This window comes from Burkholderia sp. Bp8992 (assembly GCF_003853705.1).
Lineage (GTDB): Bacteria > Pseudomonadota > Gammaproteobacteria > Burkholderiales > Burkholderiaceae > Burkholderia.
Window position 1 is genome coordinate 1 of the sequence record NZ_QTQI01000028.1, and the last position, 18,899, is coordinate 18,899.

Below are 18,899 nucleotides of genomic sequence, written 5' to 3' on the forward strand. Positions count from 1 at the left end.
TTCTTGCTTGTGTGCTCGCCTGCTGGCTGGTTGTTCTTGTTTTGCTGTTGTCGTTTGTGGTGGCTTGCTGGTTTCCTGCTTTCCTGCTTTCCCTGCTTTCCCTGCTTTCCCTGCTTTCCCTGCTTTCCCTGCTTTCCCTGCTTTCCCTGCTGCTCCATGACCGCAGGCGCCCTGCGTCCCGCTGCCGCTTCGCCGCACATGCAAACGTTTCCGGACTTCACATGAATGACACCGATTCCTCGCTATGCTCGCGGCGGCACGAACCGGCGCAGCCGCATCCTGCGACCCGGAGCGCGCCCTTCCCGTAGGTCCCGCCAATCGGCTCCCCCCTTACCGCACGATAACGACCATGACCCGATCGAACCGTCGTGACTTCCTGCGCGTCGCCGCCGGCACTGCCGGCGCCGCCGCGCTGAACCTGTTTCCGCCCGTGATCCGCGATGCGCTTGCGATTCCCGCGAACCGCCGCACCGGCACGATCCGTGACATCGAACACATCGTGATCCTGATGCAGGAAAACCGTTCGTTCGACCACTACTTCGGCACGATGCGCGGTGTCCGCGGTTTCGGTGACCCGCGCCCGCTGCGCCTCGCGAACGGCAAGTCGGTGTTCCACCAGCCGGTCGGCCCGGCCGAACTGCTGCCGTTCCATCCCGGCGCCGACAAGCTCGGCCTGCAGTTCCTGCAGGACCTGCCGCACGGCTGGCAGGACATGCACGCCGCGTGGAACAAGGGCCGCTACGACCAGTGGGTGCCGAACAAGGGCACCACGACGATGGCGTACCTGAAGCGCGACGACATCCCGTTCCACTACCAGCTCGCCGATGCGTTCACGATCTGCGACGCGTATCACTGCTCGATCCCGAGCTCGACCGACCCGAACCGCTACTACATGTGGACGGGCTATGTCGGCAACGACGGCACGGGCGGCGGCCCGGTGCTCGGCAACGAGGAAAAGGGCTACGGCTGGACGACCTATCCGGAAGTGCTCGAACAGGCCGGCGTGTCGTGGAAGATCTACCAGGACGTCGGCACGGGGCTCGACGCGAACGGCTCGTGGGGCTGGACGCAGAACCCGTACATCGGCAACTACGGCGACAACGCGCTGCTCTACTTCAACCAGTACCGCACCGCGCTGCCCGGCACGCCGCTGTACGACAAGGCGCGCACCGGCACCAACATCAGCACCGGCGGCACGCTGTTCGACGTGCTGCAGCAGGACGTGAAGAACGGCACGCTGCCGCAGGTGTCGTGGATCTGCGCGCCGGAAGCGTATTCCGAGCACCCGAACTGGCCCGCGAACTACGGCGCGTGGTACATCGAGCAGGTGCTGAAGGCGCTCGTGTCGAATCCGGAGGTCTGGAGCAAGACCGCGCTGTTCATCACGTACGACGAAAACGACGGCTTCTTCGATCACGTGCAGCCGCCGTTCGCGCCGCAGTCGCGCGACAACGGGCTGTCGACGGTCGCGACGACCAACGAGGTGTTCGCCGGCGACGCATCCCACATGGCCGGCCCGTACGGGCTCGGGCCGCGCGTGCCGATGCTCGTCGTGTCGCCATGGACCAAGGGCGGGTGGGTCTGCTCGCAGACCTTCGATCACACGTCGCTGCTGCAATTCATCGAGGCGCGGTTCGGCGCGCAATATCCGGTCGCGGCCGCCAACGTGTCGCCGTGGCGTCGCGCGGTGTGCGGCGACCTGACCGCCGCATTCGACTTCGCGACGTCCGATGCCGCGTGGCCGACGCTGCCCGACACGAGCAGCTACGCGCCGCCCGACCGCAACCGGCATCCCGACTACATCCCGGTGCCGCCGGCCCTGCAGAAGCTGCCGAAACAGGAAGCCGGGCTGCGTCCGGCGCGCGCGCTGCCGTACGAGCTGTTCGTGCACGGCCGCGTCGAATCCGTGAACGGCCAGTTCCGGCTGACCTTCGCGAACACGGGCCGCGCGGGCGCCGCGTTCCAGGTCCAGTCGCGCAACCGCCTCGACGGTCCGTGGACGTACACGGTCGAAGCCGGCAAGCGGATCGCCGATACATGGAGCGCGGCGGCATCGCTCGGCCTGTACGACCTCGACGTGTACGGCCCGAACGGCTTCTACTGCCATTTCCGCGGCCCGTTCGCGACCGGCGTCGGCAGCGCGAACGTGAACCCCGAGGTGATCTACGGCTATGACGTCGCGAACGGCAACATCACGCTGCGCCTGATGAACCGCGGCCACAAGGCCGTGCGGCTCAAGGTCACGAACGCGTACGGCCACGGCCGCTCGCGCACGTTCGACCTCGCGCCGGGCGCGCACGTCGACGACTACTGGGACCTGCGCGGCAGCCACGGCTGGTACGACCTGACCGTCAGCGACGGCCGGCTGCTCGGCTTCCTGCGCCGCTTCGCGGGCCACGTCGAAACGGGCCGCCCGAGCACCAGCGACCCGCTGATCCGCACGCACGCGTCGCACGACGACGCCGAAGCCGCATCGGACGCCCTGTCCGACTGACGTCGACCCACGCGCGGCGCGGCCCCTCGCGGGCCGCGCCGCGTTTTTGTCCCGCACCGCCTCCCATCTCTGCGCCCGTTCCGTTCGCGACGGGAAACTCCCGATACCGGCCGGACCCGCCCGCGCGGAAGCTATGCGCAAATCCGCATCGAATGCGCGACAAATTTCCAAGACCCGCGCATATCGGCGACCTATATATCGAAGCAATCGGGGCTCTTCGCGGAGCCTGACGGGAGATGTTTCCGAGGATCACGCTGCCGACCTCCCCGCCCGATTCCGAGAAGCGGTCGAACCGCCCGCCCGTCGCACGCGCCCGGCCCGCCCGGACGCGCGCGGTACCCACTCGCCGGTGTCGAACAAGAGGAACAACATGAAATTCCGTCATCCCCTGCTGTCGGTGTCCATTGCATCCGCGCTTGCCCTCCTCTCGCAACAGGCCGCCCAGGCTGCCGACGCAACCGACGTGAAGGTCGGCTTCGCCGCGCCGCTCACGGGCGTGAACGCCGGCTACGGCAAGGATCTGCAGAACGGCGTGCAGCTCGCGCTCGACGATGCGGCCGCGCAGAAGGTGCAGATCGCCGGCAAGCCGGCCCACTTCAATCTCGTCGTGCAGGACGACCAGGCCGACCCGCGCATCGGCGTGCAGGCCGCGCAGGCGCTGGTCGACCAGAACGTGTCGGTCGTGGTCGGTCACTTCAACTCGGGGACGACGATCCCGGCGTCGGTGGTCTACGACAAGGCCGGCATTCCGGTGATCGACCCGGCCGCGACCAACCCGACGCTCACGTCGCGCGGGCTCGCGAACATGTTCATGGTGATCGCGACCGACGGCCAGAACGCCGGCAACGCCGGCAAGTACGCGGTCGAGGTGACGAAGGCGAAGCGCATCGCGATCATCGACGACCGCACCGCGTTCGGCCAGGGCGAGGCCGACGAATTCGAGAAGGCCGTGAAGGCCGCGGGCGGCACGATCATCGGCCGCGAGTTCACCAACAACCAGGCGGTCGACTTCCGCGCGCAGATCACGAGCCTGAAGGGCAAGAATCCGGACCTGATCTTCTTCGGCGGCCTCGATTCGCTCGCCGCGAACTTCATCAAGCAGATGCGCCAGCTCGGGCTGAACGCGCAGTTCGTCGGCGGCGGCGGCGTGAAGGACAACGAGTTCATCAAGATCGCGGGCCCGGCCGCCGAAGGCGCGATGGCATGGGAATACGGCCAGCCGCTCGACGAGCTGCCGCAGGGGAAGGATTTCGAGGCGCGCTTCAAGAAGCGCTTCGGCGTCGACGTGCTGTCGTATGCGCAGTTCGGCTATGACGCGGCGTGGGCCGCGATCAAGGCGATGCAGGCGGCCGGCTCGACCGACCCGAAGGTCTATCGCCCGGCGCTGAAGAAGATCGACTTCGAAGGCGTGACCGGCCGCATCTCGTTCGCGAACGACGGTTCGCTGAAGAGCGGGATGTCGACGCTGTACCAGGTGAAGAGCGGCGCGTGGAAGACGATCGTGACGAAGGGAGGCTGATCGGCGGGTTCGGCGGCCGGCGGCGGATGCGCCGCCTGGCCGCGCAGATCGATGCGGTGACATCGATCTTGTATGACGACTGATGTTGAAGCGATTCGGCACGGACCCGCGGCAACGCGGGCCGCGCCGCACGGCGGTCAGCTGGCCTCGGCCTCGGCCGCTTCGTGCGCACGACGCAGCCGCTCGCGGCTGTTCGTGAGGTGCGTGCGCATCGCGGCGCGCGCCGCTTCAGGGTCATGGCGTGCGATCGCCTCGTAGATATCCTCGTGCTCGTGGTTCAGCCGGCCCACGTAGCGCTCGAGATCGTCGCCGGCAAAGCGCGCCGAATTCACGCGCGTGCGCGGGATGATCGACGTGCCGAGCTGCGTCATGATGTCGACGAAATAACGGTTGCCAGTCGACTGCGCGATCTGCAGGTGGAACTGGAAGTCGAGCTGCGCGGTGTCGCGGCCGCCGCCCGCCCCCGTCGCGATCGCGTCGAGCGCGCGCCGCAGCGCGGCGAGGTCGGTATCGTTCGCGCGCTGCGCGGCCAGGCTCGCGCACTCGCTCTCGAGGCTGATGCGCAGCTCCAGCACCGCGAGCACGTCGCGCAGCGTCGTGATCGTCGCGGGATCGATGCCGAGCGCCTGGCGGCGCGACGGTTCCAGCACGAAGCTGCCGATGCCGTGGCGCGTCTCGACGAGGCCGCTCGCCTGCATCCGCGAGATCGCCTCGCGCACGACCGTACGGCTGACGCCCTGCGCCGCCATGACTTCGGTTTCGGTCGGCAGCTTGTCGCCGGGACGCAGCGTGCCGTTTTCGATCTGCGCGGTCAGCGCGTCGACGACATCTTGTGCGAGGCTGCGTGCGCGACGGCGCGGCGCTGCGGGAAGCGTGGGCACGGACATGAGGCCGGTTCCTTTTTGAATGATCGTAATGTGAGCCGAGGGTTTACGCGGGGTTTGAGCGAAAGCCGATGATTCATTATACTGCGTCACAAGTCATCCGACGACTGATGATCGATGCACGGATCTCCTGTCGACTCGGGCCGGCATTCCAGCGCCGCCCGGTCCCATGCCTGACGATCAGCCAGCGTTCGCGTTCTGCGCGCTGCTGGTCTCGTTGTCGCGCCCACCCCGTTCCGGGTTGCTGTCGACCTGCGGGCCTTGCGCGCCGCGCACGTCGGTTGTCGAATGATCGCACCTCCCGCCGCGCGCGGCAAAGCTTTTGCCGCACGGCATTGCCCACTCTTCTGCCATCGCCGCCCATGAACGCCGTCACTGCCTCGCCTTCCCACGACACGCCGCGCATCGTCGACCTGCAAGCGATTCCGGTCGCCGGCCACGACAGCATGCTGCTCAACCTGAGCGGTGCGCACGGTCCGTTCTTCACCCGCAACCTCGTGATCCTGAAGGACAGCGCGGGCCGGACAGGCGTCGGCGAGGTGCCGGGCGGCGAAAGCATCCGCCGCACGCTCGACGACGCGCGCGCACTCGTCGTCGGCCAGCCGGTCGGCAACTACCATGCGGTGCTCAACGACGTGCGGCGCACCTTCGCCGACCGCGACGCGAGCGGCCGCGGGCTGCAGACCTTCGACCTGCGCACGACGATCCACGCGGTCACTGCGCTCGAGGCCGCGCTGCTCGACCTGCTTGGCCAGCACCTCGGCGTGCCGGTCGCCGCGCTGCTCGGCGAAGGCCAGCAACGCGACCGCGTCGAAATGCTCGGCTACCTGTTCTACATTGGCGACCGCACGAAAACCGCGCTCGCGTATCGCGACGGCAGCGGCGCGACCGACGACTGGACCCGCGTGCGCGACGAAGCCGCGCTGACGCCCGAGGCCGTCGTGCGGCTCGCCGAGGCGGCGCATGCGCGCTACGGCTTCAACGACTTCAAGCTGAAGGGTGGCGTGTTCGAAGGCGCAAGCGAGATCGAGGCCGTGACGGCGCTCGCCGAACGCTTCCCCGACGCACGCGTGACGCTCGACCCGAACGGCGCATGGTCGCTCGACGAAGCCGTGCGGCTGTGCCGCGATCAGCATCACGTGCTCGCGTATGCGGAAGATCCGTGCGGCGCGGAGAACGGTTACTCGGGCCGCGAGGTGATGGCCGAATTCCGCCGCGCGACGGGGCTGCCGACGGCGACCAACATGATCGCGACCGACTGGCGGCAGATGGGCCACGCGGTGCAATTGCAGGCCGTCGACATCCCGCTCGCCGACCCGCATTTCTGGACGATGCAGGGTTCGGTGCGCGTCGCGCAGATGTGCCGCGATTGGGGTCTCACGTGGGGTTCGCATTCGAACAACCACTTCGACGTATCGCTCGCGATGTTCACGCATGTCGCGGCCGCCGCGCCCGGCCAGGTCACCGCGATCGACACGCACTGGATCTGGCAGGACGGCGAACGGCTGACGCGCGAGCCGTTGACGATCGAGAACGGGCTGGTGGAAGTGCCGAAGCGGCCGGGTCTCGGCGTCGACATCGACATGGATGCGGTCGCGGTCGCGCACGAGCTGTACAAGCAGCACGGCCTCGGCGCCCGCGACGATGCGGCGGCCATGCAGTATCTGATTCCGGGGTGGACGTTCAACAACAAGCGCCCCTGCCTCGTGCGCTGAGCGCGGGACCGACCGGGCGGCCGGCTCGCCCGGTTGCCGGTGACCAGCCGGTCCTTGTCGCCCGCGCCGGGTGCGCGAGCCGTGTCAGACGATCTGCTTGAGCGCCGCGTCGAGCGCGAGCACCGCGACGCGGTCGCCTTCGGTCGCGAGCGGCGCGCGCATCACGATCTGCCGGTTATGGCCGACTGCCGCCGGCGAATCCCACAGCAGCTCGACCTTCGGCCGATTGAACAGGCTGCCGCGACGCGGCGGCACGATTGCCGGCTGCGCGTCCGCCGCACCCTGCTCGCTCGGCGCAGCAGCCTTGCGGCCAGGCCAGCGCACCGACAGCTCACGCGCGTCGTACTGGCCGACCTTGCGGCTTTCCATCCAGACGATCGCGGTGCGCGTCAGCACGTCGAGTGAAATTGCATACCGGCCGACCGCGAAGCGGCGAGCGGCCACGTTGGTGCGCCACAGCGGCCGCGGGCGGCAGATCCAGACGATCGCCGCGTAGAGCGCCGGCGCGGCGACGAGCCAGCCGTTGGTCGCCGTCACCGCATGCAGCGCGTGGCGCCAGCCGGCCACCCACGCGTACATGCCGATCGACCAGACCGCGAACAGGAAGCCGATCAGCGCGAAGACGCGCAGCGCCTGGCGCAGCCACTGCGGCAGCGGATGGAACGGCCGCTCGGCACGCGCGACGGCGCCCGGCAGCGCGAGCAGCAGGAAGATCAGCACGAGGTAGACGAACGCCCACGGCGACGACACCATCGCGGACAGCGACGAGCGATAGCCCATCTGCGACATCGAGAACAGCCAGCGCGCGAGCAGCACGAGACCGATCGCGCGCAACGCGAAGATCACACCGGCGCCGGGGGCCGGCGCTGCGCGCGTGGTTTTCGTTCTCGCCAAGACTGCTCTCCTCTTGATATTCGTACAGGGCCGGATTTCACGGCACGGCCATTATAGGGACATTACCGTCTGGACAGACGGCCGGATGGCGTGCCGGGCCGCTTCGGGGGCCGTTCGCGGCGCCGGGCGCGGCGAGAATACAACACATCCGCGCCGCGGATGTGACAACGCCCCGCCGGAAAACCCGGACGGGGCGTCGATGACGGCCGCGCGCCGCAGCGCGGCAGCGGCCGGCGAATCAGCCTGCGTTGACTTCGCGGAGCACCGTACGGTGCTTCTGGCGCAGCAGTTCCTCGTAGCCCTTCACGTAGTTCTGCGCCATCACCTTCGACGAGAAACGTGCTTCGAACGCGGCGCGGACCTTCTCGCGCGGCAGCGTATCGAGGCGCTTGAGCGCCGCGACGGCCGACAGTTCGTCTTCGACGACGAAGCCCGACACGCCGTTGTCGATCACTTCCGGCACCGAACCGCGCTTGAACGCGATCACCGGCGTGCCGCAGGCCATCGCCTCGATCATCACCAGGCCGAAGGGCTCCGGCCAGTCGATCGGGAACAGCAGCGCGTGCGCGTTGCCGAGGAATTCGGTCTTTTCCGACTCGCTGATTTCGCCGATGTACTCGACGTGCGGCAGCGCGAACAGCGGCTTGATCTTCTCTTCGTAGTACGCGCGGTCAGCCTTGTCGAGCTTCGCGGCGATCTTGATCGGCAGGCCGGCCTGTTCGGCGATGCGGATCGCCGTGTCGACGCGCTTCTCCGGCGAGATGCGGCCCAGGAACGCCAGGTAGCTCGGCTTCACGTTCGGGATCGGCGTCAGCAGGTTTTCCGGCAGGCCGTGGTACACGGTCGACAGCCAGTTCGCCTGCGGCAGCGGGATGCGCTGGTTGTCGGAGATCGACACGACCGGCACGTCGCTGAATGCATTGAAGATCGGCTGCAGTTCCGGCAGGTCGAGACGGCCGTGCATCGTCGTCAGATGCGGGACCGGCTGGCGCGAGAACAGCGAGAACGGGTAGTAGTCGATGTGGCAGTGCAGGACATCGAACTCTTCCGCGCGGCGGCGCACCTGCTCGAGGAGCAGCATGTGCGGGGCCATCACGTCGCGGATCGTCGGGTCGAGGCGCAGCGCCTGCGGCCAGCATGCTTCGAGCTTCGCGGAAGTTTGCGAATCGCCGCTCGCGAAGAGCGTCACGTCATGCCCCATCTCGACAAGCGCTTCGGTGAGATAGGACACCACTCGCTCGGTACCACCGTACAGTTTCGGGGGCACCGCTTCATGCAACGGAGCGATTTGGGCGATTCGCATGCGTAACTCCTAAAAAATCGGCTAAAAACCAGGTATGGGTCGGCAACCTGCCGGCGGTCCGGGCTGGATGCATTTCATCCGAAAATCGGACGAATCAGCCTGCCGGGGGCGTCGAACCCGCGCTGCTCAAGGAGCGTCGGCGACGCGACAGGCATAGAACGTTTGAAACGAAGACCCGTTGACAGGGGTTCGTAAAAAAACCTGGAATCGAACCCGGAGCCGATTATCTAGGGTTAATCCCGATACGGCGCACAACATTTCAAACACTTTACTTTGTTACAAAGGTGCAACACTTTGCAACCCGCGGACTTGGGTGTCCGTTCTAGAGTGGAAGGCCGTTTTGGCGATCCCTGTTAACCCGAGGCTGCCGGCAGCGTGATTCCGGCACACGAGGCAGGACGGGATGCCGGATTTTATCTCAAAATCGATCGCGAGCCCCTGGCCAAGGCAAGATTCGCGCAGCGCGACGCACGGCCTTGTTTACAATGCCGGATTATTCAGTCCGGGCGAACGTCGGCATGCGATCCAGCCGCCACGCTCAATCACCGAATCACCGCACGCATATTTTGGAATCTCTCACCCCTGCCCAGCGCAACGCCCACAACGCGAAGCTGTCGAGCTACGCGCACCGGCCGATCGCGTTCCTGTTCCGCTACATCCGCCTCCATCCCGCCGCGCACCTCATCGTGCTCTGCAGCGTGCTGGCCGCCGTCGGCTGCGCGCTCGGCTCGCAGTACGCGATCAAGCACCTGATCGACGTACTCGCGACCGGGCGCCATCACCCGGGCCCGCTGTGGAGCGCGTTCGCGCTGCTCGTCGGGCTGATCGCGGCCGACAACCTGCTGTGGCGCGTCGGCGGCTGGGTCGCCGCGCACACGTTCGTCGCAGTGACCGGCGACCTGCGGCGCGACCTGTTCCAGTACCTGATCGGCCATTCGCCGACGTATTACTCGGAGAAGCAGCCGGGCACGCTCGCGAGCCGCATCACGGCCACGTCGAACGCGGTCTACACGTCCGAGAACACGATGGCGTGGAACGTGCTGCCGCCGTGCATCGCGGTGATGGGCGCGATCCTGATGATCATCGTCGTCAATCCGCTGATGGCCGCCGGCCTGCTCGGCTGTTCGGCCGTGCTGTCCGTCATCCTGTTCAAGCTCGCCGGGCGCGGCTCGGCCCGTCACCATGCGTTCGCGGCGAAGGCCGCGGCGGTCGACGGCGAGCTCGTCGACGTGATCGGCAACATGGGGCTCGTGCGTGCGTTCGGCATGACGCTGCGCGAGCAGAAGCGCTTCGGCGCGACGGTCAAGGCCGAGATGGACGCGCGCCAGCAAAGCCTGCTCTATCTTGAAAAGCTGCGCCTGCTGCACGCGGTGATCACCGCGATGCTGTCGGCCGGCCTGCTCGGCTGGGCGCTGTGGCTGTGGGACCAGGGCCGCGCGACGTCGGGCGACATCGTGCTCGTCAGCTCGCTCGGCTTCACGATCCTGCACGGCACGCGCGACCTCGCGGTCGCGCTCGTCGACGTCACGCAGCACGTCGCGCGCCTGTCCGAGGCCGTGAAGACGCTGCTCGAGCCGCACGGGATGCCGGACCGCTCCGACGCGCAGCCGCTGACGGCCACCGGCGGCCGCGTCGACTTCGAGCGCGTGACGTTCGCGTACCCGCACCGCCGCGCGATCCTCGACCACTTCGATCTCCATATCGAACCGGGACAGCGCGTCGGCCTGATCGGCAAGTCGGGCGCCGGCAAGTCGACCGTGCTCGCGCTGCTGCAGCGCTTCTACGACACGCAGGACGGCGTCGTGAAGGTCGACGGCCAGGACGTGAAGACGATCACGCAGGACAGCCTGCGCCATGCGATCGCGCTCGTGCCGCAGGACATCTCGCTGCTGCACCGGACGATCTACGACAACATCGCGTACGGCCGCCCCGAGGCGACCCGCGACGAAGTGCTCGCCGCCGCGCGTGACGCACGCTGCGCGGAGTTCATCGAGGCGATGCCGGAAGGCTATGACACGATCGTCGGCGACCGCGGCGTCAAGCTGTCGGGCGGCCAGCGCCAGCGCATCGCGATTGCGCGCGCGATCCTGAAGGATGCGCCGATCCTGCTGCTCGACGAAGCGACGTCGGCACTCGACAGCGCGTCCGAGGAAGCCATCCAGAGCGCGCTCGACCGCCTGATGGTCGGTCGCACGGTGATCGCGATCGCGCACCGCCTGTCGACGCTGCGCAACTTCGACCGGATCATCGTGATGAGCAACGGCAAGGTGATCGACGACGGCCCGCCCGACGTGCTGCGCAACCGCCCCGGCCTGTACCGCGACCTGCTCGCGAAACAGCACGGCCGCCATCACGCGGCCCCCGACGGCAACACGCCGACCGGCGAGCGCGTGGCCTGACGCCGCCCGCATACGGCCGACAAAAAAAGCCGCAGTGCGTCACGCACTGCGGCTTTTTCATTGCGCCGGGAGCAGCCGGTCAGACGTGCTGCAAATCGCGCAGGAAGTTGTCGCGCCACACCGACACGTTGTTCTCGCGCAGTTGCGCGATCATGTCCGCGTAGCGCGCGCGCCGCTCGGCGAGCGGCATCGTCAGCGCCTGCGACAGCGCATCGGCCATCCCGTCGATGTCGATCGGATTGACGATCAGTGCGCCCGTCAGCTCGCGTGCAGCGCCCGCGAAACGCGACAGCACCAGCACGCCCGGATCGTCCGGGTTCTGCGCGGACACGTATTCCTTCGCGACGAGGTTCATCCCGTCGCGCAGCGGCGTCACGAAGCCCACGCGCGCAAGCCGGTACAGCGCGGCCAGCACCTGGCGGTCGTACTGGCGGTGAATGTAGAGGATCGGCGCCCAGTCGAGCTCCGCGTAGCGCCCGTTGATGCGCCCCGACTCCGCCTCCAGCTGCAGCCGGATGTCCTGGTACGCGCGCAGGTCCGCGCGCGTCGACGGTGCGATCTGCAGGAACGACACGCGGTTGCGGATCGACGCCTGGTGCTCGAGCAGCTTCTCGAATGCACGGAAACGCTCGACGAGCCCCTTCGAATAATCGAGCCGGTCGACGCTCATGATCAGCTGCCGCCCGCGCAGCGACGTCGCGAGCGTGCGCACGGCCTTGCCCTGCTCACCGGCCTGCGCGAGCGACGCGATCTCGTCCGGATACACGCCGATCGGATAGGCGGCCGCACGCAGCGTCTGGCCGAATGCGCGCACGCGCACCGTGTTGTACCCGTTGCGCTCGACCTCGCCGCCCGCTTCGAATTCGACGTAGTCGCAGAATGCGCGCAAGTCGGGTTCGGTCTGGAAGCCGAGCAGGTCGAACGCGCACAGCGACTCGACGAGCTCGCGGTGCGGCGGCACGTTGACGAGCACCTGAGCGGCCGGAAACGGGATGTGCAGGAAGAAGCCGATCCGGTTCTTCACGCCGGCATCGCGCAGCGCGCGCGCGAACGGGATCAGGTGATAGTCGTGCACCCAGATCACGTCGTCGTCCTGCAGCAGCGGCACGAGCTGCTGCGCGAGCCACACGTTGACGCGGCGGTAGCCGTCGAATTCGTGGCGGTCGTACTGGATCAGGTCCGCGCGGTAATGGAACGCGGGCCACAGCGTCGCGTTCGAGAAGCCACGGTAGTACTGGTCGTAATCGCGGCGCGCCAGCCCGACGGTCGCGAACGTCACGGGCCCGCGCTCCTCGACGTGGATCTGCGGCTGCGGCGCGCCGGACGCGACGACCTCGCCGCTCCAGCCGAACCACATGCCGCCCGTCTCCTTCAGTGCGTCATAGACGCCGATCGCCAGGCCGCCCGCCGCCGGTTCGCCTTCCGAAATCGGTGCGACGCGGTTTGAAACGATGATGAGCCGGCTCATGCGTGCGGCTGCCCCGCGCCGAGCCAGCGCGCGATCTGCTCATGCAGCGCGTCGACCGAGTCGAGCCGCATGCGGGCCGACGTCTCGCCCGCGCCGACCTTGATCGACAGGCCGCCGCGCGCATTGACCACCGCGAAGCCCTTCTCGTCGGTCAGGTCGTCGCCCGCGAACAACGGCACGCGCCCCGCGAACGGCGGTTCGTCGAGGAACGCGGCCAGTGCGCGCCCCTTGTCGACGCCCTTCGGCTTGATCTCGAACACCATCTTGCCGGGCTGCAGCACGTACGCATCGGCATAGTCGGCCACGAGACGCTCGGCCGCTTCGCGCGCCGCCGCCTCGCGCTCGGGCGCGTTGCGGAAGTGCAGCGCGACGGCCGCGCCCTTGATTTCGAGCAGCATGCCCGGATGGCGGTCGACGACGCCCGCCAGCTCGCGCTCGATGCGCAGCAGGCGTTCGTCGTTGAAGCCGATGCGCTGCGTGTCGCCGTTCGCATCGCGGCGCTCCGCGCCGTGCAGGCCCGCGATCGGCAGGTCGGGCATCTTCAGGAACGTGTCGAGGTTGTCGATGCCGCGCCCCGACACGACCGCGACCGCGCCGTGCGTGCGGCGGCGCAGCTCGTCGAGCAGCGTCAGCAGCGACGGCGGGACGTGAATGCTGTCGGGAGTCGGCGCGAGTTCGACGAGCGTGCCGTCGAAGTCGAAGAAGAACGCGGTATCGGTCAGGGACAGGGAAGCCGGAACGGATTGCATCGATTCGATAGTCTGAGGGCCGGCCGGCAAACGCAGGCCGCCACTGCGCGAATGGGTTTGTGCGCATCTTACCGCGCCTGCGCACCGAGATGGGCGAAACCGGTACGTCGCCGGCCTCGCGCTGCCGCCCGCGTCAACTGCGACATATTGCCCCGCTCGCCCGCCCCGTACGGGTTTCGAAAGGACGCGGGCGCGCGAATTGCGCTACAGTCGCAACCGCCTGCCGCGCGACGCATGGCATCGCGCCGGCCGGTATCTTTCCGACCGATCGAGCCCCAGGATGTCGTCTGCCCGTCCCGCGCCGCACCGGCGCTTCTCCCGCCTCATCCGCACGGCTGCGGCCCTCGCCGCCGCCGTGGCGCTCGCCGCGTGCACGCACGACGAGCCGCGCTGGAACCTGACCAACGTCACCGGCCACCTGCCCGACCTGTCGTTCACGCTCACGGGCGGCGACGGCCGCCCCGTCGGCGCCGATGCGTTCCACGGCCGCGTCGCGCTCGTCTACTTCGGCTACACGCACTGCCCCGATGTCTGCCCCGAAACGATGGCGCGGCTGATGGACGTGCTCGGCAAGCTCGGCCCGCAGGCCAACGACGTGCGCATCCTGTTCGTGTCGGTCGATCCCGCGCGCGACACGCCGCAGCTGATGCAGTCGTACGTCGCCGCGTTCGACGCCGCGCACGCGCGCGGCCTGACCGGCACCGACGGCCAGATCGAATCGCTCGCGAAACGCTATCGCGTCGCGTACCAGATGGAAAAACGCGATCCGTCCGGCGGCTACGAAGTCACGCACAGCTCGGCCGTCTACATCTTCGACGCAACCGGACGCGCGCGCCTGCTCGCGACCGATCGCGATTCGCCCGACGCCATCGCCGCCGATGTGCGCCGGATCATCGACACTGCCTCACCGACCTGAATTCCGACATGAAGACGAAGACGACCCTCAAGACGTTCGCCCTCCTCGCCGCGCTGTGCGCCGGCGCCCAAGCGTATGCCGCCGGTGCGATCACCGCGCAGGGCGCATGGGTGCGCTGGCTGCCGAACAAGCTGCCGGCGGGCGGCTACGTGACGCTCGTGAACACTGGCGACAAGCCCGTCGATCTCGTCGACGTCGACAGTCCCGACTACGGGATGGCGATGCTGCACCAGACCGTGTCGAACGGCTCGACGCAGAAGATGGAAATGGTCGACAAGCTGACGATCCCCGCACGCGGCAAGGTCGACATCGCGCCAGGCAGCTATCACTTCATGCTCGAGGAGCCGAAGCACGCGATCAAGCCGGGCGACACCGTGCACCTGCGCCTGAAATTCTCCGACGGCGAAACCGTCGACGCACCGTTCGCCGTGAAGTCGCCGGCCCAGACGAAGTAAGCCGCGCGCGATGAACCTCCTGTACTGGCTCGATCCGTGGGAACCGTCGCCGACCGTCGTCATCGCGGTACTGGCGGCGGCCGTGCTGTTCGCGCGCGGCGCGAAGAAGGCGAAGGTGACGCCGCTGCGGCAGTTCTCGTTCTGGTTCGGGCTGACGGCGCTCTATATCGCGCTGCATACGCGGCTCGACTATTTCTTCGAGCACGAGTTCTTCCTGCACCGCGCGCAGCACCTCGTGCTGCACCACCTCGGGCCGTTCTTCATCGCGCTGTCGTATCCGGGCGCCGCGATCCGCGCGGGCATCCCGTTCAGCTGGCGGCAGCGCTTCGTGCGCCCCGCGCTCGCGTGGGCGCCCGTGCGCGCGACGCTCGACGTGGTGTTTCATCCGGTCGTCGCGGTCGTGCTGTTCGTCGGGCTGATCTATTTCTGGCTGCTGTCGCCGATCCACTTCATCGCGATGCTCGACTGGCGCCTCTATCGCGTGATGAACTGGAGCATGGTGATCGACGGGCTGCTGTTCTGGTGGCTGGTGGTCGATCCGCGGCCCGCGCCGCCCGCGCGGCTGTCGCCGGGCCGCCGGATCCTGATCGTCGTCGCGGCGATTCCGCCGCAGATCGCGCTCGGCGCGCTGATCTTCTTCACGCCGCACGAGCTGTATCCGATCTACTCGATCTGCGGCCGCGCGTTCACGTGGCTGAGCCCGCTGCGCGATCAGCAGATCGGCGGGCTGCTGCTGTGGATTCCGGGCTCGATGATGAGCGTGATCGGCGCGCTGATCGCGCTGCGGCACTGGCTGCGGCTGTCCGCGCGCGGCCGCCTGATCGGCGAACGCGCGGTGCGGCACGCGGACAAGCCGCCGGTGCCGCGCGCCGCGCACTGACCGTTGCGCGGCGCGGCGCGTCGCGCATCACGCGCGCGCGCTGCTCATCCACACGTGCGGGATGCCGTCCTCGTCGTGCACGTCCGAACTCGGCGTGAAGCCGAACGCCCCGTAGAAACGCTGCAAGTGAGCCTGCGCATGCAGGCTCACCGGCGTATCCGGCCACTGCGCGCGGATATGCTCGAGCGCGCGCGACAGCAGCCCGTTGCCGAGGCCCGCGCCACGAAACGCGGCGGTCGTCAGCACGCGGCCGATCCGCACGTCGGTGTGTTGCGCATCGGGCAGCAGCACGCGCAGATAGCCGGCCAGGCGGCCGGCCGGATCGAATGCGGCGAGGTGCCACGCGACCTGGTCCGCGTCGTCGATGTCGCGATACACGCAGTTCTGCTCGACGACGAACACGGCGCTGCGCGCCTCGAGGATCGAATAGACCTCGCGCGCCGTCAGCGCGTCGAAGGATTTCCAGCGCCAGTCGAGATCGGCGGCGTTCGGGGATGCGGCGGATGCGTTCATGTACGGCCCTGATTCAGGCGCGCCGGCCGGCGCGCGACAATCAACGATTATGCCTCCAAGCGCACATCGTGCGCGACCGCTTGCTCGCGCACGAAAAAAAGGCCCCGCATGGCGCGGGGCCTGTTCGTCATGCCGTCATGACCGTCATGCCGGCATCTGGCCGAAGCGGCCGCCGTTGAAGTCCTCGATCGCGGTACGGATCTCCGCTTGCGAGTTCATCACGAACGGCCCGTAGCCGACGACCGGCTCGTCGATCGGCTCGCCGCTCAGGATCAGCAGCTTCGCGTCGCCGTTTGCCTCGATCTCGACATCGCTGCCGTCGCGACCGAGTTGCACGAACTGCGCTTCGCGAGCGACCGTCTCGCCGTTCACCTGCACGGTGCCGCTCAGCACGACCACCGCGAGCGTGCGCCCTTCGGCGACCGGGAACCGCGCATGACCGCCTGCCACGAGCCGCACGTCCCACACGTCGATCGGCGTGTGCGTGCGGGCCGGGCCGCGTCGCCCGTCGAGTTCACCGGCGATGATCCGCGCACGCCCTGCCCCCTCCGGCAGCTCGACCACGGGGATGTCCGCGTTCAGCAGCGTCTGATAGCCGGGCGCGCCCATCTTGTCGGCGGCGGGCAGGTTCACCCACAGCTGGACCATCTCGAGCGCACCACCGCGCTTCGTAAACGCTTCCGAGTGGAATTCCTCATGGAGGATCCCGCTCGCGGCCGTCATCCATTGCACGTCGCCCGGGCCGATCACGCCGCCTGCGCCGGTCGAGTCGCGGTGTGCGACTTCGCCGTCATAGACGATCGTCACCGTTTCGAACCCGCGGTGCGGATGCTGGCCGACGCCGCGCGGCGCCGTGGCCGGCTCGAACGTCGCGGGGCCTGCGTAGTCGAGCAGCAGGAACGGGCTCAGGTGCGTGCCGTGAGACTGGTAGCTGAACATCGAACGCACCGGGAAACCGTCGCCGACCCAATGGCCGCGCGGCGCACTGTACACACCCTGGATCTTCTTCATTGCCTTCTCCGAATTGCGGCGAAACACGTGTTTCGCATCCATGAGTAGCAATATAGAGGTGGAACGATCGATCCGGTAGACTGCCGAAATCGCACTCAGCGTTCTATTTCATGAACGATAAAGCACGGGATCTGAACGATCTCTACTACTTCGTGCAGGTCGTCGAACACGGCGGCTTCGCGCCGGCGGGGCGTGCGCTGGACATGCCGAAATCGAAGCTCAGCCGCCGCATCGCGCTGCTCGAGGCGCGGCTCGGCATGCGGCTGATCCAGCGTTCGACGCGCCGTTTCACGGTCACCGACGTCGGCCAGACCTACTACGCGCACTGCCGCGCGATGCTCGTCGAGGCCGATGCGGCCGACGAGGCGATCGCGCTGCTGCACGAGGAGCCGCGCGGCATCGTGCGCGTCAGCTGCCCGATCGTGCTGCTCGATTCGCTGGTCGGTGCGATGATTGCCGCGTTCATGGCCGCGTGCCCGCGTGTCGAGATTCATCTGGAAGCGACCAACCGGCGTGTCGACGTGGTCGGCGAAGGCATCGACGTCGCGATCCGCGTGCGCCCGCCGCCGCTCGAAGACAGCGATCTCGCGCTGCGCGTGCTGGCCGAGCGCGGCCAGTGCCTCGTCGCGAGCCCTGCACTGCTGCGCGAGCACGGCGCGCCGGCCGTTCCCGCCGATCTCACGCGCCTGCCGAGCCTCGATCACGGCGTGCCGCAGTCCACCCACGTGTGGCGGCTGCGCGGGCCCGATGGCGCGCACGCGGAAATCCATCACCAGCCGCGCTTCGTGACGGGCGGCATGCTCGCGCTGCGCGCGGCGGCCGTCGCCGGTGTCGGCGTCGTGCAGTTGCCGACGATGATGGTGCGCGACGAGGTCGCGCGCGGCGAACTGGTCACCGTGCTGCCGGACTGGGCGCCGCGCCGCGAGATCGTGCACGCGGTGTTCGCGTCGCGCCGGGGGTTGCTGCCTGCGGTGCGCGCGCTGCTCGACTTCCTCGCGGAACGGTTTGCCGAACTCGAACCCGACTGAGCACTGCAGACCGCGCGCGCGTGCCGTAGACTGCGGTACGCGCCACGCGCATTTTCACAACCCTTATCGCTTTCCCGCCATGTTCACGCTGTCCAACGACCCCAACGCCTCCAAGGCCGATCAATACGCGACGCTCGTCGAGCAGGCGCGCGCGCTCGTCGAGTCGGAACGCGACCTGACGGCAAACGCGGCGAATTTCTCCGCGCTCGTCTATCACTCGCTCGATCGCCTCAACTGGGCCGGTTTCTACTTCTTCGACGGCACCGAGCTCGTCGTCGGCCCGTTCCAGGGCAAGCCCGCCTGCGTGCGCATCGCGCTCGGCAAGGGCGTGTGCGGCACGGCCGCGCGGACGCGCGAGACGCAGGTCGTGCGCGACGTGCATGAATTTCCCGGCCATATCGCGTGCGACGCGGCCTCGGAATCGGAGATCGTCGTCCCGCTGGTGGCCGGCGACGGCACGCTGATCGGCGTGTGGGACGTCGATAGCCCGGTCGCCGCGCGCTTCGACGACGAGGACCGCAAAGGCATGGAAGCGCTGTGCCGCGTATTCGTCGAACACGCGTGGCAGAAGGCGCGCGGCTGAGCCTCCCCGCACCGTTCGCCGCACACGACACGGGCCCCGCGAAGGGGCCCGTTTCATTGCAGCGCTGCGCCGCCGCGTGCGGCGGCTG

Annotated in this window: 17 protein-coding genes; 10 read left to right on the forward strand and 7 right to left on the reverse strand. The window is 68.1% G+C overall.

Annotated features, from left to right (window positions below):
- The 3 genes from DIE03_RS38595 to DIE03_RS30805 form a co-directional block, all read left to right on the forward strand.
- On the forward strand, positions 1-308 hold a 308-nt coding region (locus tag DIE03_RS38595), incomplete at its 5' end, for a hypothetical protein (RefSeq protein WP_221623704.1).
- A gap of 41 nt (positions 309-349) precedes the next feature.
- Positions 350-2,494, forward strand: coding sequence for a phosphocholine-specific phospholipase C (locus tag DIE03_RS30800; RefSeq protein WP_124455987.1), 2,145 nt, complete (start codon positions 350-352; stop codon positions 2,492-2,494).
- Between the two features lie 370 nt (positions 2,495-2,864).
- Positions 2,865-4,013 carry a branched-chain amino acid ABC transporter substrate-binding protein gene (locus DIE03_RS30805; RefSeq protein ID WP_124455988.1) on the forward strand — a complete coding sequence of 383 codons (1,149 nt, stop codon included), beginning with the start codon at positions 2,865-2,867 and terminating at the stop codon, positions 4,011-4,013.
- Positions 4,014-4,150: 137 nt separating this feature from the next.
- Here DIE03_RS30805 and DIE03_RS30810 read toward each other — a convergent pair whose 3' ends face one another.
- A complete protein-coding gene (locus tag DIE03_RS30810; RefSeq protein ID WP_124455989.1) occupies positions 4,151-4,900 on the reverse strand; it encodes a FadR/GntR family transcriptional regulator in 750 nt (249 codons plus the stop codon).
- Positions 4,901-5,259: 359 nt separating this feature from the next.
- Here DIE03_RS30810 and gudD point away from each other — a divergent pair, with 359 nt between their 5' ends.
- Positions 5,260-6,612, forward strand: a complete 1,353-nt coding sequence (gudD, locus tag DIE03_RS30820; RefSeq protein WP_124455990.1) for a glucarate dehydratase — start codon at positions 5,260-5,262, stop codon at positions 6,610-6,612.
- An 84-nt stretch (positions 6,613-6,696) separates the two neighbouring features.
- Here gudD and DIE03_RS30825 read toward each other — a convergent pair whose 3' ends face one another.
- Together DIE03_RS30825 and DIE03_RS30830 are read right to left on the reverse strand one after the other, a co-directional pair.
- A complete protein-coding gene (locus tag DIE03_RS30825) occupies positions 6,697-7,506 on the reverse strand; it encodes a hypothetical protein (RefSeq protein ID WP_124455991.1) in 810 nt (269 codons plus the stop codon).
- 238 nt (positions 7,507-7,744) lie between these two features.
- Complete coding sequence (locus DIE03_RS30830; RefSeq protein WP_124455992.1) at positions 7,745-8,809, reverse strand: glycosyltransferase family 4 protein; 1,065 nt, start codon at positions 8,807-8,809, stop codon at positions 7,745-7,747.
- A 566-nt stretch (positions 8,810-9,375) separates the two neighbouring features.
- Here DIE03_RS30830 and DIE03_RS30840 point away from each other — a divergent pair.
- The gene (locus DIE03_RS30840) at positions 9,376-11,208 is read left to right on the forward strand and encodes an ABC transporter ATP-binding protein (protein WP_124455994.1); all 1,833 of its coding nucleotides are present in this window, start codon (positions 9,376-9,378) and stop codon (positions 11,206-11,208) included.
- Positions 11,209-11,287: 79 nt separating this feature from the next.
- Here the strand turns inward: DIE03_RS30840 and otsA are convergent, their stop codons facing one another.
- Positions 11,288-12,676: an alpha,alpha-trehalose-phosphate synthase (UDP-forming) gene (gene otsA, locus DIE03_RS30845; RefSeq protein WP_124455995.1), complete on the reverse strand. Its 1,389-nt coding sequence runs from the start codon at positions 12,674-12,676 to the stop codon at positions 11,288-11,290.
- Positions 12,673-13,425 carry a trehalose-phosphatase gene (otsB, locus tag DIE03_RS30850; protein WP_124455996.1) on the reverse strand — a complete coding sequence of 251 codons (753 nt, stop codon included), beginning with the start codon at positions 13,423-13,425 and terminating at the stop codon, positions 12,673-12,675. Before otsB ends, otsA begins: the two co-directional genes overlap by 4 nt.
- A 280-nt stretch (positions 13,426-13,705) precedes the next feature.
- On the opposite strand from otsB, the gene DIE03_RS30855 reads away from it, so the two are divergent.
- The 3 genes from DIE03_RS30855 to DIE03_RS30865 are packed head-to-tail and all read left to right on the forward strand — an operon-like array spanning position 13,706 to position 15,676.
- Positions 13,706-14,341 (forward strand): SCO family protein, encoded by a 636-nt coding sequence (locus DIE03_RS30855; RefSeq protein WP_124455997.1) that lies wholly within the window; start codon positions 13,706-13,708, stop codon positions 14,339-14,341.
- An 8-nt stretch (positions 14,342-14,349) separates the two neighbouring features.
- Complete coding sequence (locus DIE03_RS30860) at positions 14,350-14,796, forward strand: copper chaperone PCu(A)C (protein WP_124455998.1); 447 nt, start codon at positions 14,350-14,352, stop codon at positions 14,794-14,796.
- A gap of 10 nt (positions 14,797-14,806) precedes the next feature.
- Positions 14,807-15,676, forward strand: a complete 870-nt coding sequence (locus DIE03_RS30865) for a cytochrome c oxidase assembly protein (RefSeq protein ID WP_124455999.1) — start codon at positions 14,807-14,809, stop codon at positions 15,674-15,676.
- A gap of 27 nt (positions 15,677-15,703) precedes the next feature.
- Here DIE03_RS30865 and DIE03_RS30870 read toward each other — a convergent pair whose 3' ends face one another.
- Together DIE03_RS30870 and DIE03_RS30875 are read right to left on the reverse strand one after the other, a co-directional pair.
- Positions 15,704-16,189 (reverse strand): GNAT family N-acetyltransferase, encoded by a 486-nt coding sequence (locus DIE03_RS30870; RefSeq protein WP_124456000.1) that lies wholly within the window; start codon positions 16,187-16,189, stop codon positions 15,704-15,706.
- Between the two features lie 144 nt (positions 16,190-16,333).
- Positions 16,334-17,200, reverse strand: coding sequence for a pirin family protein (locus DIE03_RS30875; protein WP_124456001.1), 867 nt, complete (start codon positions 17,198-17,200; stop codon positions 16,334-16,336).
- 110 nt (positions 17,201-17,310) lie between these two features.
- Here DIE03_RS30875 and DIE03_RS30880 point away from each other — a divergent pair, with 110 nt between their 5' ends.
- Positions 17,311-18,228, forward strand: coding sequence for a LysR family transcriptional regulator (locus DIE03_RS30880; RefSeq protein WP_124456002.1), 918 nt, complete (start codon positions 17,311-17,313; stop codon positions 18,226-18,228).
- 79 nt (positions 18,229-18,307) lie between these two features.
- Positions 18,308-18,811, forward strand: coding sequence for a GAF domain-containing protein (locus tag DIE03_RS30885; RefSeq protein WP_124456003.1), 504 nt, complete (start codon positions 18,308-18,310; stop codon positions 18,809-18,811).
- Positions 18,812-18,899 lie beyond the last annotated feature (88 nt).

Coding starts and splice junctions, on each gene's coding strand:
- DIE03_RS30830 (WP_124455992.1), bottom strand. CDS start 8,809: ATGCGAATCGCCCAAATCGCTCCGTTGCATGAAGCGGTGCCCCCGAAA.
- DIE03_RS30875 (WP_124456001.1), bottom strand. CDS start 17,200: ATGAAGAAGATCCAGGGTGTGTACAGTGCGCCGCGCGGCCATTGGGTC.
- otsA (WP_124455995.1), bottom strand. CDS start 12,676: ATGAGCCGGCTCATCATCGTTTCAAACCGCGTCGCACCGATTTCGGAA.
- DIE03_RS30870 (WP_124456000.1), bottom strand. CDS start 16,189: ATGAACGCATCCGCCGCATCCCCGAACGCCGCCGATCTCGACTGGCGC.
- DIE03_RS30885 (WP_124456003.1), top strand. CDS start 18,308: ATGTTCACGCTGTCCAACGACCCCAACGCCTCCAAGGCCGATCAATAC.
- otsB (WP_124455996.1), bottom strand. CDS start 13,425: ATGCAATCCGTTCCGGCTTCCCTGTCCCTGACCGATACCGCGTTCTTC.
- DIE03_RS30880 (WP_124456002.1), top strand. CDS start 17,311: ATGAACGATAAAGCACGGGATCTGAACGATCTCTACTACTTCGTGCAG.
- DIE03_RS30865 (WP_124455999.1), top strand. CDS start 14,807: ATGAACCTCCTGTACTGGCTCGATCCGTGGGAACCGTCGCCGACCGTC.
- DIE03_RS30860 (WP_124455998.1), top strand. CDS start 14,350: ATGAAGACGAAGACGACCCTCAAGACGTTCGCCCTCCTCGCCGCGCTG.
- DIE03_RS30805 (WP_124455988.1), top strand. CDS start 2,865: ATGAAATTCCGTCATCCCCTGCTGTCGGTGTCCATTGCATCCGCGCTT.
- gudD (WP_124455990.1), top strand. CDS start 5,260: ATGAACGCCGTCACTGCCTCGCCTTCCCACGACACGCCGCGCATCGTC.
- DIE03_RS30855 (WP_124455997.1), top strand. CDS start 13,706: ATGTCGTCTGCCCGTCCCGCGCCGCACCGGCGCTTCTCCCGCCTCATC.
- DIE03_RS30810 (WP_124455989.1), bottom strand. CDS start 4,900: ATGTCCGTGCCCACGCTTCCCGCAGCGCCGCGCCGTCGCGCACGCAGC.
- DIE03_RS30800 (WP_124455987.1), top strand. CDS start 350: ATGACCCGATCGAACCGTCGTGACTTCCTGCGCGTCGCCGCCGGCACT.